This window comes from Streptomyces sp. NPDC014764, assembly GCF_043082785.1.
Classification (GTDB): domain Bacteria; phylum Actinomycetota; class Actinomycetes; order Streptomycetales; family Streptomycetaceae; genus Streptomyces; species Streptomyces althioticus.
The window spans coordinates 138303-152264 of record NZ_JBIBXY010000013.1 but is presented as its reverse complement, the minus strand read 5'-3'; the positions used below and the strand labels follow the sequence as shown (position 1 = coordinate 152264).

General features: G+C 70.6%; 20 protein-coding genes. 17 read left to right on the top strand and 3 right to left on the bottom strand.

All coding sequences use genetic code 11. From position 1 onward, the window contains the following. Positions 1-46 precede the first annotated feature (46 nt). From sufD to dapD, 9 genes are all read left to right on the top strand, one after another. Positions 47-1231, top strand: coding sequence for a Fe-S cluster assembly protein SufD (gene sufD / locus ACF1AG_RS26220; RefSeq protein ID WP_359601983.1), 1185 nt, complete (start codon positions 47-49; stop codon positions 1229-1231). Further along, positions 1228-1545: a non-heme iron oxygenase ferredoxin subunit gene (locus ACF1AG_RS26215; protein ID WP_024887259.1), complete on the top strand. Its 318-nt coding sequence runs from the start codon at positions 1228-1230 to the stop codon at positions 1543-1545. Before sufD ends, ACF1AG_RS26215 begins: the two co-directional genes overlap by 4 nt. Before the next feature lie 7 nt (positions 1546-1552). Continuing rightward, positions 1553-2317 carry a Fe-S cluster assembly ATPase SufC gene (gene sufC / locus ACF1AG_RS26210; protein ID WP_359601982.1) on the top strand — a complete coding sequence of 255 codons (765 nt, stop codon included), beginning with the start codon at positions 1553-1555 and terminating at the stop codon, positions 2315-2317. Next, positions 2314-3570, top strand: coding sequence for a cysteine desulfurase (locus ACF1AG_RS26205; RefSeq protein WP_359601981.1), 1257 nt, complete (start codon positions 2314-2316; stop codon positions 3568-3570). Before sufC ends, ACF1AG_RS26205 begins: the two co-directional genes overlap by 4 nt. 11 nt (positions 3571-3581) lie before the next feature. Next, entirely contained in the window at positions 3582-4046 is a 465-nt protein-coding gene (sufU, locus tag ACF1AG_RS26200) for a Fe-S cluster assembly sulfur transfer protein SufU (protein ID WP_019522225.1), read from the top strand. Then, a complete protein-coding gene (locus ACF1AG_RS26195) occupies positions 4043-4375 on the top strand; it encodes a metal-sulfur cluster assembly factor (RefSeq protein ID WP_004989638.1) in 333 nt (110 codons plus the stop codon). The genes sufU and ACF1AG_RS26195 overlap by 4 nt, the downstream gene beginning before the upstream one ends. Before the next feature lie 94 nt (positions 4376-4469). Next, positions 4470-4790 (top strand): multidrug efflux SMR transporter, encoded by a 321-nt coding sequence (locus ACF1AG_RS26190; protein ID WP_359601980.1) that lies wholly within the window; start codon positions 4470-4472, stop codon positions 4788-4790. After that, the gene (locus ACF1AG_RS26185; RefSeq protein ID WP_359601979.1) at positions 4790-5425 is read left to right on the top strand and encodes a TetR family transcriptional regulator; all 636 of its coding nucleotides are present in this window, start codon (positions 4790-4792) and stop codon (positions 5423-5425) included. Before ACF1AG_RS26190 ends, ACF1AG_RS26185 begins: the two co-directional genes overlap by 1 nt. Before the next feature lie 9 nt (positions 5426-5434). Beyond that, entirely contained in the window at positions 5435-6424 is a 990-nt protein-coding gene (gene dapD, locus ACF1AG_RS26180; protein ID WP_359601978.1) for a 2,3,4,5-tetrahydropyridine-2,6-dicarboxylate N-succinyltransferase, read from the top strand. A 255-nt stretch (positions 6425-6679) separates the two neighbouring features. Here dapD and ACF1AG_RS26175 read toward each other — a convergent pair whose 3' ends face one another. Beyond that, positions 6680-7105 (bottom strand): arsenate reductase ArsC, encoded by a 426-nt coding sequence (locus tag ACF1AG_RS26175; RefSeq protein ID WP_359601977.1) that lies wholly within the window; start codon positions 7103-7105, stop codon positions 6680-6682. A 106-nt stretch (positions 7106-7211) separates the two neighbouring features. Between ACF1AG_RS26175 and ACF1AG_RS26170 the strand changes: the two genes are divergently transcribed. Next, a complete protein-coding gene (locus tag ACF1AG_RS26170; protein ID WP_359601976.1) occupies positions 7212-7520 on the top strand; it encodes a metalloregulator ArsR/SmtB family transcription factor in 309 nt (102 codons plus the stop codon). Beyond that, positions 7511-8605: an ACR3 family arsenite efflux transporter gene (gene arsB / locus ACF1AG_RS26165; protein WP_387794841.1), complete on the top strand. Its 1095-nt coding sequence runs from the start codon at positions 7511-7513 to the stop codon at positions 8603-8605. Before ACF1AG_RS26170 ends, arsB begins: the two co-directional genes overlap by 10 nt. 31 nt (positions 8606-8636) lie before the next feature. On the opposite strand, the gene ACF1AG_RS26160 is transcribed toward arsB, so the two are convergent. Next, a complete protein-coding gene (locus ACF1AG_RS26160) occupies positions 8637-9011 on the bottom strand; it encodes a metalloregulator ArsR/SmtB family transcription factor (RefSeq protein WP_359601974.1) in 375 nt (124 codons plus the stop codon). A gap of 291 nt (positions 9012-9302) precedes the next feature. Here ACF1AG_RS26160 and ACF1AG_RS26155 point away from each other — a divergent pair, with 291 nt between their 5' ends. The 4 genes from ACF1AG_RS26155 (at position 9303) to ACF1AG_RS26140 (ending at position 12106) form a co-directional block, all read left to right on the top strand. Then, entirely contained in the window at positions 9303-10682 is a 1380-nt protein-coding gene (locus ACF1AG_RS26155; protein ID WP_359601973.1) for an NAD(P)-binding domain-containing protein, read from the top strand. 203 nt (positions 10683-10885) lie between these two features. Then, positions 10886-11296, top strand: coding sequence for a VOC family protein (locus ACF1AG_RS26150; RefSeq protein WP_387794781.1), 411 nt, complete (start codon positions 10886-10888; stop codon positions 11294-11296). Positions 11297-11305: 9 nt separating this feature from the next. Continuing rightward, on the top strand, positions 11306-11734 hold the full coding sequence (locus ACF1AG_RS26145) for an SMI1/KNR4 family protein (RefSeq protein WP_387794782.1): 429 nt from the start codon (positions 11306-11308) through the stop codon (positions 11732-11734). A gap of 132 nt (positions 11735-11866) precedes the next feature. Next, the gene (locus ACF1AG_RS26140; RefSeq protein WP_359601970.1) at positions 11867-12106 is read left to right on the top strand and encodes a hypothetical protein; all 240 of its coding nucleotides are present in this window, start codon (positions 11867-11869) and stop codon (positions 12104-12106) included. On the opposite strand, the gene dapA is transcribed toward ACF1AG_RS26140, so the two are convergent. Next, positions 12081-12995: a 4-hydroxy-tetrahydrodipicolinate synthase gene (gene dapA / locus ACF1AG_RS26135; protein ID WP_387794783.1), complete on the bottom strand. Its 915-nt coding sequence runs from the start codon at positions 12993-12995 to the stop codon at positions 12081-12083. The two genes, ACF1AG_RS26140 and dapA, sit on opposite strands and share 26 nt — an antisense overlap. Before the next feature lie 130 nt (positions 12996-13125). On the opposite strand from dapA, the gene ACF1AG_RS26130 reads away from it, so the two are divergent. Both ACF1AG_RS26130 and ACF1AG_RS26125 read left to right on the top strand, forming a co-directional pair. Then, complete coding sequence (locus ACF1AG_RS26130) at positions 13126-13542, top strand: phage holin family protein (RefSeq protein WP_163091921.1); 417 nt, start codon at positions 13126-13128, stop codon at positions 13540-13542. Positions 13543-13583: 41 nt separating this feature from the next. Then, positions 13584-13898: a DUF3618 domain-containing protein gene (locus tag ACF1AG_RS26125; RefSeq protein ID WP_387794784.1), complete on the top strand. Its 315-nt coding sequence runs from the start codon at positions 13584-13586 to the stop codon at positions 13896-13898. The last annotated feature ends 64 nt before the right edge of the window (positions 13899-13962 follow it).

Here is a 13962-nt window from a genome sequence, read left to right as displayed (position 1 = left end):
GTTCCGTCAAGCCCCTTACGTAAGGAAAGCGAGCACTACGACAGCCATGGCTGAGGCTCAGAACATCCCGGTCGGATCGACGACCGCCGGTTCGATCGCGGTCGCCGCCGAGTCGACCGTCGCCACGCGCATGAGCGCGCCCCCGTCCTTCGACGTGGCGGACTTCCCCGTCCCCCACGGCCGTGAGGAGGAGTGGCGGTTCACCCCGCTGGAGCGGCTGCGCGGCCTGCACGACGGCACCGCCACCGCCACCGACGAGGGCGTCAAGATCGCCGTCGAGGCGCCCGAGGGCGTCACCGTCGAGGCCGTCGGCCGCGACGACGCCCGGCTCGGCCGCACCGGCGCCCCGGCGGACCGCGTCGCCGCCCAGGCGTACTCGGCCTTCACCCAGGCCTCGGTCGTGACCGTGCCCAAGGAGACCGTCCTCACCGAGCCGATCCGCATCGCGGTGCACGGCGACGGCGGCACCGCCTACGGCCACCAGGTCATCGAGCTCGGCGCCTTCGCCGAGGCCCTCGTGGTCATCGACCACACCGGCGACGCGGTGCTCGCCGCCAACGTCGAGTACGTCCTCGGCGACGGCGCCAAGCTCACCGTGGTGTCCGTCCAGGACTGGGACGGCAAGGCCGTGCACGTCGCCCAGCACAACGCGCTCGTCGGCCGCGACGCCTCCTTCAAGTCGGTCGTCGTCACCTTCGGCGGCGACGTCGTCCGCCTCCACCCGCGCGTCACCTACGCGGGCCCCGGCGGCGAGGCCGAGCTGTTCGGCCTGTACTTCACGGACGCCGGCCAGCACCAGGAGCACCGCCTCCTGGTCGACCACAACGTCCCGCACTGCAAGTCCAACGTCGTCTACAAGGGCGCGCTGCAGGGCGAGGAGGCGCACGCCGTGTGGATCGGCGACGTGCTCATCGAGGCCAAGGCCGAGGGCACCGACACCTACGAGATGAACCGCAACCTCGTCCTCACGGACGGCGCGCGGGTCGACTCGGTGCCGAACCTGGAGATCGAGACCGGCGAGATCGTCGGAGCCGGCCACGCCTCCGCGACCGGCCGCTTCGACGACGAGCAGCTCTTCTACCTGATGGCCCGCGGCATCCCCGAGAAGGACGCCCGCCGTCTGGTGGTCCGCGGCTTCTTCGCCGAGCTCGTCCAGCAGATCGGCGTCCCCGACATCGAGGAGCGCCTGATCGCCAAGATCGAGGAGGAGCTGGAGGCAGCGGTCGCATGACCTTCGTACGCGTCTGTGGACTGGGCGAGCTGGAGGAGGACACCCCCAAGCGGGTGGAACTCGACGGCACGCCGGTCTCCGTCGTGCGCACCGAGGGCGAGGTGTTCGCGATCAACGACATCTGCTCGCACGCGAACGTGTCCCTCTCGGAGGGCGAAGTCGACGACTGCCACATCGAGTGCTGGCTGCACGGCTCGCGCTTCGACCTCCGTTCCGGAAAGCCCGACGCCCTCCCGGCGACGCGCCCCGTCCCCGTTTACCCCGTAAAGATCGAAGGGGACGACGTGCTCGTCTCCCTCACCCAGGAGTCCTGAGGCACCCATGGCAACGCTTGAAATCCGAGACCTGCACGTCACCGTCGAGGCCGACAACGCCACGAAGGAGATCCTCAAGGGCGTCGACCTCACCGTGAAGCAGGGCGAGACGCACGCCATCATGGGCCCCAACGGCTCGGGCAAGTCGACCCTCGCCTACTCGCTCGCGGGTCACCCCAAGTACACGATCACGCAGGGCACCGTCACCCTCGACGGCGAGGACGTCCTGGAGATGTCCGTCGACGAGCGCGCCCGCGCCGGCCTGTTCCTCGCCATGCAGTACCCGGTCGAGGTCCCCGGCGTCTCCGTCTCCAACTTCCTGCGCACCTCCGCCACCGCCATCCGCGGCGAGGCCCCCAAGCTGCGCACCTGGGTGAAGGAGGTCAAGGAGGCCATGGAGCGCCTCAACATGGACCCCGCCTTCGCCGAGCGGAACGTGAACGAGGGCTTCTCCGGCGGTGAGAAGAAGCGCCACGAGATCCTTCAGCTCGAGCTGCTCAAGCCGAAGATCGCCATCCTCGACGAGACCGACTCCGGCCTCGACGTCGACGCCCTGCGTGTCGTCTCCGAGGGCGTCAACCGGGTCCGCGAGTCCGGCCAGGTCGGCACCCTGCTGATCACGCACTACACGCGCATCCTGCGCTACATCAAGCCCGACCACGTCCACGTCTTCGCGGCCGGACGGATCGCCGAGTCCGGCGGCCCCGAGCTCGCCGACAAGCTGGAGGCAGAGGGCTACGAGGCATACACGAAGGGTGGCGCATCCGAGTGACACAGCTGCCGGGCCTCCTCGACACCGAGGCGATCCGCAAGGACTTCCCCATCCTGGACCGTCAGGTCCACGACGGGCGCAAGCTCGTGTATCTGGACAACGCGGCGACCAGCCAGAAGCCGCGTCAGGTGCTGGACGCCCTCGGCGAGTACTACGAGCGCTACAACGCCAACGTCCACCGCGGTGTGCATGTGCTCGCCGAGGAGGCCACGGCGCTGTACGAGGGTGCGCGCGACAAGGTCGCCGAGTTCGTCAACGCGCCCTCGCGCGACGAGGTGATCTTCACCAAGAACGCCTCCGAGTCGCTCAACCTCGTGGCCAACATGCTCGGCTGGGCCGACGAGCCCTACCGGGTGGACCACGAGACCGAGATCGTCATCACGGAGATGGAGCACCACTCCAACATCGTGCCGTGGCAGCTGCTCGCGCAGCGCACGGGCGCGAAGCTGAAGTGGTTCGGCCTCACCGACGACGGCCGGCTCGACCTGTCGAACATCGACGAGGTCATCACCGAGAAGACGAAGATCGTCTCCTTCGTGCTGGTGTCCAACATCCTGGGCACGGTCAACCCGGTCGAGGCCATCGTGCGCCGCGCCCAGGAGGTCGGCGCCCTGGTGTGCATCGACGCCTCCCAGGCCGCGCCGCACATGCCGCTTGACGTGCAGGCCCTCCAGGCCGACTTCGTGGCCTTCACCGGCCACAAGATGTGCGGCCCGACCGGCATCGGCGTCCTCTGGGGCCGCCAGGAGCTGCTGGAGGACCTGCCGCCGTTCCTCGGCGGCGGCGAGATGATCGAGACCGTGTCGATGAGCTCGTCGACGTACGCCCCCGCCCCGCACAAGTTCGAGGCGGGCACCCCGCCGATCGCCCAGGCGGTCGGGCTCGGTGCGGCGATCGACTACCTGTCGGACATCGGCATGGACAAGATCCTCGCGCACGAGCACGCCATCACCGAGTACGCCGTCAAGCGGCTCCTCGAGGTGCCGGACCTGCGCATCATCGGTCCGGCCACCGCCGAGGACCGGGGCGCCGCGATCTCCTTCACCCTCGGGGACATCCACCCGCACGACGTGGGCCAGGTCCTCGACGAGCAGGGCATCGCGGTCCGGGTCGGCCACCACTGCGCCCGTCCCGTCTGCCTGCGGTACGGAATTCCTGCGACCACGCGGGCGTCGTTCTATCTGTACTCCACGCCGGCGGACATCGACGCACTGGTCGACGGTCTGGAGCACGTACGGAACTTCTTCGGATGAGGGGCTGAGGCGTGAAGCTGGACTCCATGTACCAGGACGTCATCCTGGACCACTACAAGAACCCGCACGGGCGTGGTCTCCGGGACGGCGACGCCGAGGTGCACCACGTCAACCCGACGTGCGGCGACGAGATCACGCTGCGCGTGAAGTACGACGGCACGACCATCAGCGACGTCAGCTACGAGGGCCAGGGCTGTTCCATCAGCCAGGCGTCCGCGTCCGTGCTGAACGACCTGCTGGTCGGCAAGGACCTTGCCGAGGCGCAGAAGATCCAGGGCACGTTCCTGGAGCTGATGCAGTCCAAGGGGAAGATCGAGCCCGACGACGCGATGGAGGAGGTGCTGGAGGACGCGATCGCGTTCGCCGGCGTCTCCAAGTACCCCGCGCGGGTCAAGTGCGCCCTCCTGAGCTGGATGGCGTGGAAGGACGCGACGGCCCAGGCGCTGGGCGCCGACGCCGAAAGGACTACGGCATGAGCGAGACCGTGGAGATGAAGCCGGCCTCGGAGGAGGAGCTCCGCGAGGCCCTGATGGACGTCGTCGACCCCGAGCTGGGCATCGACGTCGTCAACCTGGGCCTGATCTACGGCATCCACGTGGACGACTCCAACGTGGCGACCGTCGACATGACGCTGACGTCTGCCGCCTGCCCGCTGACCGACGTCATCGAGGACCAGGCGAAGTCCGCCACGGACGGCCTGGTCAGCGAGTTGCGGATCAACTGGGTCTGGATGCCGCCGTGGGGCCCGGACAAGATCACGGACGACGGCCGTGAGCAGCTGCGGGCGCTGGGCTTCAACGTCTGAGTCCGCCGCACCACGGATCGACGGCGACGTCCCCTTCGGGGGGCGTCGCCGTTTTCGTGCCGCTTCGGGGTCTCCGTTGTGTACGCTCGTACACATGGGATACCTGCTGCTGGCCGGGGCCATCGCGGCCGAGGTGTGCGCCACCACCGCCATGAAGTACAGCGACGGCTTCAGCAGGCTCTGGCCCTCCCTGCTGACCGTGCTCGGTTACGTCGTCTCCTTCGCCCTCCTCGCGCAGACGCTGCGCACCGTGGCCGTCGGCACCGCCTACGCCATCTGGGCCGGCGTGGGGACCGCCGCCATCGCGACCATCGGCATCCTGTTCCTCGGCGAGGGGATGACGGTCCCCAAGGCCGTCGGCATCGGGCTGATCATCGTCGGCGTGGTGGTGCTGAACCTGGGCGGCGCGCACTGATGGCCGGGCGCCGGTACGACCCGGAGCGGCGGCAGCGGATCATCGACGCGGCGATCCGGGTGGTCGGCCGCAGCGGCATCGCCGGACTCAGCCACCGCAGCGTCGCCCAGGAGGCGGACGTGCCCCTCGGCTCCACCACGTACCACTTCAAGACCCTCGACGAGCTGATGGTGGCCGCCCTGCGCCAGGCCAACGAGGGCTTCGCCAAGGTGATCGCCTCACGCGGCGGCCTGGAGGACCCGCGGGCCGACCTGGCGGGCGAGCTGGCGGCGCTGATGGGGGAGTGGCTGGGCGGCGAGCGGACGGGCGTGGAGCTGGAGTACGAGCTGTATCTGGCGGCGCTGCGGCGCCCGGCCCTGCGTCCGGTCGCCGCCGAGTGGTGCGAGGACGTCGCCGTGGTGCTGTCCCGCCGTACGGACCCGGTGACGGCGCGGGCCCTGGTCGCCCTGATGGACGGCATCTGCCTCCAGGTGCTGCTGACGGGGACGCCGTACGACGAGCAGTACGCGCGGGAGGTGCTGGGGCGGCTGCTTCCGGGTGACGGCGGGTCCCGGACAGGCGCCCGAGGCGTGTCCCGGACCGGCACCCGAGATGCGGGCGGCACCGGTTCGCGTCCGGTGCCACCGGCCGGTTAGGTTGCCCTCATGACCGACACGACTGCTCAGAGCACCACCGGCGCAGTGGCCGCCGGCCTCGCCACCATCGCCGCCGACGGCACCGTCCTCGACACCTGGTTCCCGGCCCCCGAGCTCGCCGCCGAGCCGGGCCCGTCCGGCACCGAGCGGCTCTCCGCCGAGCAGGCGGCGAAGCTGCTGGGCGGCGGCGCCATCGCCGCGGCCGGCCCGGACCCGCGCCGGGGCGTCGAGGTCGTCGCGGTCCGCACGGTCATCTCGTCCCTGGACGCCAAGCCGGTCGACGCGCACGACGTCTACCTGCGGCTGCACCTGCTCTCCCACCGGCTGGTGAAGCCGCACGGCCAGAACCTGGACGGCATCTTCGCCCACCTGGCCAACGTCGCCTGGACCTCGCTGGGTCCGGTCGCCGTGGACGAGCTGGAGAAGGTGCGGCTGAACGCCCGCGCGGAGGGCCTGCACCTCCAGGTGACGTCCGTGGACAAGTTCCCGCGCATGACGGACTACGTGGCCCCCAAGGGCGTGCGCATCGCCGACGCCGACCGCGTCCGCCTCGGCGCGCACCTCGCCGAGGGCACCACCGTGATGCACGAGGGCTTCGTCAACTTCAACGCCGGCACGCTCGGCACGTCGATGGTCGAGGGCCGCATCTCGGCGGGCGTCGTCATCGGCGACGGCTCCGACATCGGCGGCGGCGCGTCCACGATGGGCACCCTGTCGGGCGGCGGCAACGTCCGCATCTCCATCGGTGAGCGCTGCCTGGTCGGCGCGGAGGCGGGCGTGGGCATCGCCCTCGGCGACGAGTGCGTGGTCGAGGCCGGCCTCTACGTCACCGCGGGCACCCGGGTGACCATGCCCGACGGCCAGGTCGTCAAGGCCCGCGAACTCTCCGGCGCCTCCAACATCCTCTTCCGCCGCAACTCGGAGACGGGCCGCGTGGAGGCCCGTCCGAACAACGCGGTGTGGGGCGGCTTGAACGACGTGCTGCACAGCCACAACTGACGGCCGACGGCCGCTGCTCGCGGCCGCCTTGCCGATCAGCGTCCTGACCGGCTGCCGAGCTGTCGGCAGTTGTCGGCGTCGATCAGCGTCGAGCGCCCTTCCGCGGCCCGAGGACGGACCGGGAGGGCGCTCGCGTTTGTGTACGGGACGCCTCGCGGTCCCGGTCGCGGTGGTTGCTCCACGCGCCGCTGCAAGCGACGAGCGCCCGCGGCGTGTGTACCCGCACCACCCACCTCGCAGGCGGGGCGGTGTCCGTCAGGCCTCGGGCTCCACGGCAGCGTCGATCTCCGAGATCAGGGCCTCGACGCGAGCCCTGATCTCCTCACGGATGGGGCGGACGGCCTCGACGCCCAGGCCTGCCGGGTCCTCCAGGGCCCAGTCGAGATACCTCTTGCCCGGAAAGACCGGGCAGGCATCACCGCAGCCCATGGTGATGACGTAGTCGGACGCCCGGACGGCGTCGGTGGTGAGGATCTTCGGCCTCGCGGTGGAGATGTCGATGCCGACTTCCCTCATGGCCTCGACGGCGGCCGGGTTGACCCGGTCCCCCGGGACGGAACCGGCGGAGCGGACCTCGACACGGTCGCCGGCCAGGTGGGAGAGGAATCCGGCCGCCATCTGCGAGCGGCCGGCGTTGTGCACACAGACGAACAGCACGGAGGCGAGCGGGTTGACGGACATCGGTTCGTGCCCCTTCGGCTGTGGCATCAACAGGAGGTCGACCCCGGGTTCTCGGCCCATCAGCCGTGACTGGTATCAGTGTCGACTGATGTGACAGTATCAGCTCATGATGACGTCAGCCGACGCTGATCTGATGCGGGTGCTCGCCGACCCCCTCAGATTCCGGATCGTGCAGTTGCTCGCCCGTGAAACGCTCTGCACCACGCACCTCATGGAGGAGACGGGCGCCAAGCAGACGAACCTCTCCAACCATCTGAAGGTGTTGCGCCAGGCCGGTGTGGTCGAGACCGAGCCGTGCGGCCGGTGGACCTACTACAGCCTTCGGCCGGACGTCATCGAGAACCTGGCCGGCCAGTTCGCCGATCTCGCCGCCACTGCTCGCGCGGCCGCAGACAACAAGAGGGCCTGCCCGTGACCCGCACCACCGTGACCGCGCCGCCCGCGGAGCCCTCGGTCGTCGCGAAGCTGTCGGCCCTGGACCGCTGGCTCGCGGTATGGATCCTGCTTGCCATGGCTCTCGGCCTGGGCCTGGGACGTGCCGTCCCCGGTCTGAACGACGTCCTGGCCGAGGTGGAGATCGGCGGCATCTCCCTGCCCATCGCCGGCGGCCTGCTGATCATGATGTACCCGGTCCTGGCCAAGGTTCGCTACGACAGGCTCGATGCTGTCACCGGTGACAAGAAGCTGCTGTTCTCTTCCTTGGCCATCAACTGGCTCGTCGGTCCGGCGGTGATGTTCGCGCTGGCATGGGCCTTCCTGCCGGACCTGCCCGAGTACCGCACCGGCCTGATCATCGTGGGCCTCGCCCGCTGCATCGCCATGGTCATCATCTGGAACGACCTCGCCTGCGGTGACCGCGAGGCCGCGGCCGTCCTCGTCGCTCTCAACAGCGTCTTCCAGGTGCTGGCCTTCGGCCTGCTGGGCTGGTTCTACCTCGACCTGCTGCCCGGCTGGCTCGGCCTCGGTGACGGTCAGCGCCTGGACATCTCCATGGGGAAGATCGCCCTCAACGTCGTCGTCTTCCTCGGTGTCCCGCTGATCGCCGGATTCCTCACCCGCCGTATCGACGAGCGCCGGCTGGGCCGCGACGCCTACGAGGCGAACTTCCTGCCCCGGATCGGTCCTTGGGCCCTGTACGGGCTGCTGTTCACGATCGTCGTCCTCTTCGCCCTGCAGGGGAGGACCATCACCTCCCAGCCGCTGGACGTCGCCCGGATCGCCCTGCCGCTGCTGGCGTACTTCGCCCTCATGTGGTTCGGCGCCTTCGCGCTCGGCAAGGTGATCGGTCTTCCCTACGACCGCACCGCCACGCTGGCGTTCACCGCGGCCGGCAACAACTTCGAGCTGGCCATCGCCGTTGCCATCGCCACGTTCGGTGTCACCTCCGGTCAGGCTCTGTCCGGTGTGGTCGGCCCTCTCGTCGAGGTGCCCGTCCTGGTCGGGCTCGTGTACGTCTCGCTGGCGTGGCGCCGGAAGTTCGCCGTGCGGGACCAGGCCTGACACGGCGCACCGAAGTGGCGGTGCTCCGGCGTCAGGCCACGGGCGACGCGCCGGCCAGCAGTTGCCCCATCGCGGCGAGCACGGACGGCTCGACCCGGTAGTAGACCCAGGTGCCGCGCCGCTCGGAGGTCAGGAGGCCGGCCTCCTTCAGCTTCTTGAGGTGGTGGGAGACGGTCGGCTGGGAGACCCCGACGTCGGAGATGTCGCACACGCACGCCTCACCGCCCTCGTGCGAGGCGACCGCGGAGAACAGCCGGAGGCGGACGGGATCGCCGAGGGCCTTGAACATGCGGGCGGCCGTCTCGGCTTCCTCGGCGTTCAGGGGCCGCTCGGTCAGCGGCGGGCAGCACGGCGCGACACTCCCACCGTCGAGTTCGAGCAGCGGCAGAACCTTGGCATTCGACATGCGTCTATGTTGACACATGTCGAATTACGCCGCCAGAGCCATCGGTGCCGGACACCTCGTTTCGACAGACGTCTATGTTGACGTCTGTCGATACAGGTGCCATGCTGGCTCCAACAAGACATCGACGGAATTCGAAACAGGGGATCGGGGAGTCCGCATGCCCGTGTGCTGAGGTGTGTGATGCCGACAGCCGTGCGGACACCCGGCGCAGCGGGACCCATCTCGCGTCCGCTCCCCTCTCCCCGCTCCGCCGAGGCGCCCGAACCGCAAACGACACAGAGGACAACCGCCATGGAGAAGCAGAACCTGCCCGTCGTGGTCATCGGGGCCGGACCGGTCGGCCTGGCCGCCGCCGCCCACCTCGTCGCGCGAGGTATCGAACCGCTCGTGCTGGAAGCCGGCACCACGGCGGGCAGCGCGGTGCGGGAGTGGAGCCATGTGCGGCTGTTCTCCACCTGGAGCGAGGTGACGGACCCGGCCGCCGAGAAGCTGCTGGCGCCTACCGGTTGGGTCAAGCCCGACCCGGCGTCCTATCCCTCCGGCGGGGACTGGGCCGAGAGGTACCTTCAGCCGCTTGCCGACGTCCTCGGCGGGCGAGTGCGCACCGGGGCACGGGCGACCGGAGTTTCGCGCGCCGGCCGTGACCGGATCGTCGACGCCGACCGCGAGACGCAGCCCTTCGTCGTCCACGTCACCTACGCCGACGGCCGGGAGGAGAAGGTGCTCGCCCGGGAGGTGATCGACGCCTCCGGCACCTGGACGACGCCCGGTCCGGCCGGTGGCAGCGGTCTGCCCGCACTCGGCGAGAGGGCAGCCGCCGACCGGATCACCTACCGTGTCCCGGATCTGAAAGACCCGGCCGTGAGGACCCGGTACGCCGGCAGGCGCACCGCCGTGATCGGCACCGGTGCCTCCGCCTTCACCGCACTTGCCTACCTCGCCGATCTGGCCGAGGCCGACGACGGCGCAGGCACCCACGCGGTGTGGATCCTGCGCCGCGGCATCTCCGGCTCGACCTTCGGCGGCGGCACCGCCGACCAGCTCCCGGCGCGAGGCGCGCTCGGGCTCGCGGCCAAGGCCGCCGTGGACGACGGTCACGCGGACGCGGTCACCGGCTTCCGCACCGAGGCGATCGAGCGGGACGCCGACGGCCGTCTCGTCCTGGCCGCCGAGGACGGCCGCCGCCTGGAACCGGTGGACGAGGTGATCGTGCTGACCGGCTTCCGGCCGGACCTGTCGTTCCTGTCCGAGATCCGTCTCGGACTGGACGAGCGTCTTCAGGCCCCCGTCGCACTGGCGCCGCTGATCGACCCCAACCAGCACTCCTGCGGCACCGTCTACCCGCACGGCCACCGCGAACTGGCCCACCCGGAGAAGGGCGTCTACCTGGTCGGGATGAAGTCCTACGGACGCGCCCCCACGTTCCTGGCGATGACCGGCTACGAGCAGGTCCGCTCCGTGGTCGCCGCCATCGCCGGGGACACCGAGTCCGCCGACCGTGTCGAACTCACCCTCCCCGAAACCGGGGTGTGCGGTGGAGCCGGGCTCTTCGACGCCCCCGCGGCGGAGCAGAGCGGCGACGGCTGCTGCACTCCGGCGCCGCAGCTGATCCAGCTCGGCTCGAAGGCGCCCGCCGAGGAGGCCCCCGCGGGCGGCTGCTGCGGCTCGTGATCGGTCTCCGCATGGGGAACTCGGCCTGACCACCGGCCGTCACCTCTCGCGGCGTCGCGGCCCAGGGGCGTCCTCGCAGACACCCCTCGGCCGTTCGGCACCGCGCGACACGGCCTCGGCGCGACGTTCGTGCCCGAGTCCGCGGGGCCGGCCGCCGAGACGAGGACGAGGACGGGGCGGAGGCCGTGTGACACGATCAAGGGATGCTGCGACTCACCGATTTCATCATCGACTGTCCCGACACCATGGCGCTGGCGGGCTTCTACTCCGAGGTGACGGGGCGGCCGGTGAAGGAGGACAGTACCGCGGACTGGGCCGGAATCCGGTTCGGGGAGATCGAGTTGGCGTTCATCCGGGTCGACGACTTCCGGGCTCCGCAGTGGCCCGACACCGAGCATCCCAAGCAGTTCCACCTCGACTTCGAGGTCGACGACATCGAGGCCGAGCAGACTCGCGTGCTCGGCCTCGGGGCCACGCTGCGGCAGGACTTCACCGGGCCCGAGGGGTACGGGTGGCGGATCTACACCGACCCGGTCGGGCATCCCTTCTGCCTCTGCCGCAACAAGGGCGTCGTCTGGACCGACGAGGGGCCGGTCTGGTCCGGGCGGGACTGACCTGTCGTCGTGCGTGAGATCTTCGCCGGAGTGTCGGCCGAGTGCAGCGCACCCGTGGACGCGGCCGCGTCGAGGGAGGCGGAGCGGCGGCTCGGGCGTGCGGTGCCGGCGAGGTTGGGCGCCCTGCTGCGGGAGACCGACGGGGTGGTCGACGCGTACGGGACCGGGGTCGTGTGGCCGCTCGCCCGGATCGTCGGGCAGAACCTGTTGTTCTGGTCCGGGGAGGGGCTCCGCGAGTCGTACATGCCCTTCGACTCGCTGCTGTTCTTCGGCGACAACGGCGGGGGCGACCAGTTCGCCCTCGTCGTCGCGCCCGAGCGGGACGACGTCTTCGCGTGGGACCACGAGACCGACAGCCGGGTGTGGGTCGCCGGAAGCATCGACGCGTATGTGCGGCGCGCCCTCGCCGAGGACGCGGCCGGGGACTGGTGGCGGTAGCCGTTCCGCGGTAGCTCATGCTCGTACGGGTTACTTTCCGTGACCTTGAGGTCGTTTTGGCAGATGAACGGGTGGACACAGGGTCCGATCAGACGCCAAGGCGACTGGAAGTGCACGGAAGTGGGACGGGCGATGAGTGACAAGTGGGTGCGGGGCGTGCTGCGCTGTGTGATCGGTGTGATGGGGGTGGCCGCGATGCTGATGCTCTGCGGGAGCCTGGCGGGCACCGCGTACGCCGACGAGACGACCAGCGGCTCGAAGAACGGGCCCCGGGTGGGGCTGGTGAACGCCGATCTCGGGCAGATCGACGACCCCGCCGAGGACGTCCTGGAGCACGTGCTGCTGCTCAGCGACGGGCAGATGTGGAACTGACGTCCGCCAGGCGGTCGTAGGTCTCCCTCAGGGCGGCCGTCGTGCGCGGGTCCGCCGGGCGTAGGGGCGGGCGGACGGGGCCCGCGGGAAGGCCCAGGGCGGGGAGCAGGGCTTTCGCCGTCACCGTGCCGGGGAGGCCGCCCGCCATCATCGCCTCGACCAGCGGCATCAGCCGGTGCTGGAGGCGCACGGCCTCCGCCGTGTCGCCCCGGTCGAAGGCGTCGAGGACGGAACTCACGGCGGACGGGGCCACGTTGGCCACGGTGCTGACACACCCGGCGCCGCCCACCGCGTACAGCGCCAGATTGTGCTCGTCGCAGCCCGCGTAGTACGCCAGATCCGTGCGGGCCATCACCTTCTGCGCGGCCAGGAAGTCGTTGCTGCAGTCCTTCACCGCCACGATCCGCGGGTGCTCGGCCAGTCGCAGCAGGGTGTCCGGCTCGACTCGGACGCCGGTGCGGGCCGGGATGTCGTAGAGGACCAAGGGGAGCCCGGTCGCGTCGGCCGTCTCGCGGAAGTACGCCTCGACCGCGTCCTGCGGCGGGCGGCTGTAGTACGGGGCGACCAGCAGGAGGGCGTCGGCGCCCGCCCGCTCCGCATCACGGGCCAGGGCGGCGGTGTGGGCGGTGTCGGGGGTGCCGACGCCGGCGACCAGCGTGGCGCGGGTGCCGACGGCCTCCCGTACGGCCGCGATCAGCGACCGCTTCTCGGCGTCCGTCGTCGTCGGGGACTCACCGGTCGTGCCGGACAGCACAAGGCCGTCGCAGCCCCGGGTCACCAGACCGTCGGCCAGCCGCTGGGCGCCGTCCAGGTCCAGCGCGCCCGAGGCGGTGAAAGGGGTGATCATCGCGCACAGCGTGCGGCCGAGGGAGGGAGGGGTGGTCGTCATGGGAGTAGTGTCGGCTCGCGGACGGTGAAGGTCTACTTACAGGTTCTGACCGGTACTCGTAAGCATTGCTTGAGGGATAGGGCGGAGCGGGCGGGGGTACTCGGGTGGCCCCACCGAGAGGAGGCGCACCGTGGCCGGAACCATCCAACAACGGCCCGTCCGCGACGAGCACAGCGTCGGCGAGCTCGTCGGCCAGGCCACCGAACAGATCTCACGACTCGCACGGCAGGAAGTGGCGCTCGCCAAGGAGGAACTGGCCGAGAAGGGGCGCCGGGCCGGAGTCGGCGGCGGGATGCTGGGAGCGGCGGGAGCGTTCGGTTACGCGGGGCTGCTCGCGCTGGCCGCCACGGGAATCGCCGCTCTCGACCTGGTGCTGCCGCTGTGGGCGGCGGCCCTGATCATCACGGGCGTGCTGTTCCTGATCGCCGGTGTGCTGGCGCTCACCGGACGCGGGCAGCTGCGCCGGGCCACGCCGCCCAAGCCGGAGCGGACGCTGGGCAGCGTCAAGGCCGACGTCGAGGAGATCAAGGGAAGGGCACACCGATGACGCACGACGTGAGGGGCTCGGCGTCCCCGTCGGGAGCCCACGTGGACGCCGGCAGTGAGGCGGCGCACGGGGCCAAGGGCCCGGACGAGCTGCGGCGGGAGATCGAACGGACCCGGCACGAACTCGGCGACACCGTCGAGGAACTGGCCGGGAAGATGGACGTCAAGGCACGGGCCAGGGCGCGCGCCGACGAACTGAAGGACCGGGCCGGCGCGATGAGCGTGCAGATGCGCAGCAGCGCCGCCCACGCGGGCGAGGTCGGCAAGCAGCACCGCACGCAGCTGATGGCCGCCGCGGGCGGGCTCGTGATGCTGGCCGTGGGCGCGGCGGTGATGGTGCAGCGCCGCCACCGCTGAGCGGGCCGGCCGCGCGGCCGGGAGAACCGGAACCCGGTGCAGGGCGGCGGGGGTCGGAATCGGA

What these genes read in the sequence shown, in the direction of transcription:
- sufD (WP_359601983.1), top strand. Translation starts at nt 47, where the DNA reads ATGGCTGAGGCTCAGAACATCCCGGTCGGATCGACGACCGCCGGTTCG.
- ACF1AG_RS26215 (WP_024887259.1), top strand. Translation starts at nt 1,228, where the DNA reads ATGACCTTCGTACGCGTCTGTGGACTGGGCGAGCTGGAGGAGGACACC.
- sufC (WP_359601982.1), top strand. Translation starts at nt 1,553, where the DNA reads ATGGCAACGCTTGAAATCCGAGACCTGCACGTCACCGTCGAGGCCGAC.
- ACF1AG_RS26195 (WP_004989638.1), top strand. Translation starts at nt 4,043, where the DNA reads ATGAGCGAGACCGTGGAGATGAAGCCGGCCTCGGAGGAGGAGCTCCGC.
- ACF1AG_RS26190 (WP_359601980.1), top strand. Translation starts at nt 4,470, where the DNA reads ATGGGATACCTGCTGCTGGCCGGGGCCATCGCGGCCGAGGTGTGCGCC.
- ACF1AG_RS26185 (WP_359601979.1), top strand. Translation starts at nt 4,790, where the DNA reads ATGGCCGGGCGCCGGTACGACCCGGAGCGGCGGCAGCGGATCATCGAC.
- dapD (WP_359601978.1), top strand. Translation starts at nt 5,435, where the DNA reads ATGACCGACACGACTGCTCAGAGCACCACCGGCGCAGTGGCCGCCGGC.
- ACF1AG_RS26175 (WP_359601977.1), bottom strand. Translation starts at nt 7,105, where the DNA reads ATGTCCGTCAACCCGCTCGCCTCCGTGCTGTTCGTCTGTGTGCACAAC.
- ACF1AG_RS26170 (WP_359601976.1), top strand. Translation starts at nt 7,212, where the DNA reads ATGATGACGTCAGCCGACGCTGATCTGATGCGGGTGCTCGCCGACCCC.
- ACF1AG_RS26160 (WP_359601974.1), bottom strand. Translation starts at nt 9,011, where the DNA reads ATGTCGAATGCCAAGGTTCTGCCGCTGCTCGAACTCGACGGTGGGAGT.
- ACF1AG_RS26155 (WP_359601973.1), top strand. Translation starts at nt 9,303, where the DNA reads ATGGAGAAGCAGAACCTGCCCGTCGTGGTCATCGGGGCCGGACCGGTC.
- ACF1AG_RS26150 (WP_387794781.1), top strand. Translation starts at nt 10,886, where the DNA reads ATGCTGCGACTCACCGATTTCATCATCGACTGTCCCGACACCATGGCG.
- ACF1AG_RS26140 (WP_359601970.1), top strand. Translation starts at nt 11,867, where the DNA reads ATGAGTGACAAGTGGGTGCGGGGCGTGCTGCGCTGTGTGATCGGTGTG.
- dapA (WP_387794783.1), bottom strand. Translation starts at nt 12,995, where the DNA reads ATGACGACCACCCCTCCCTCCCTCGGCCGCACGCTGTGCGCGATGATC.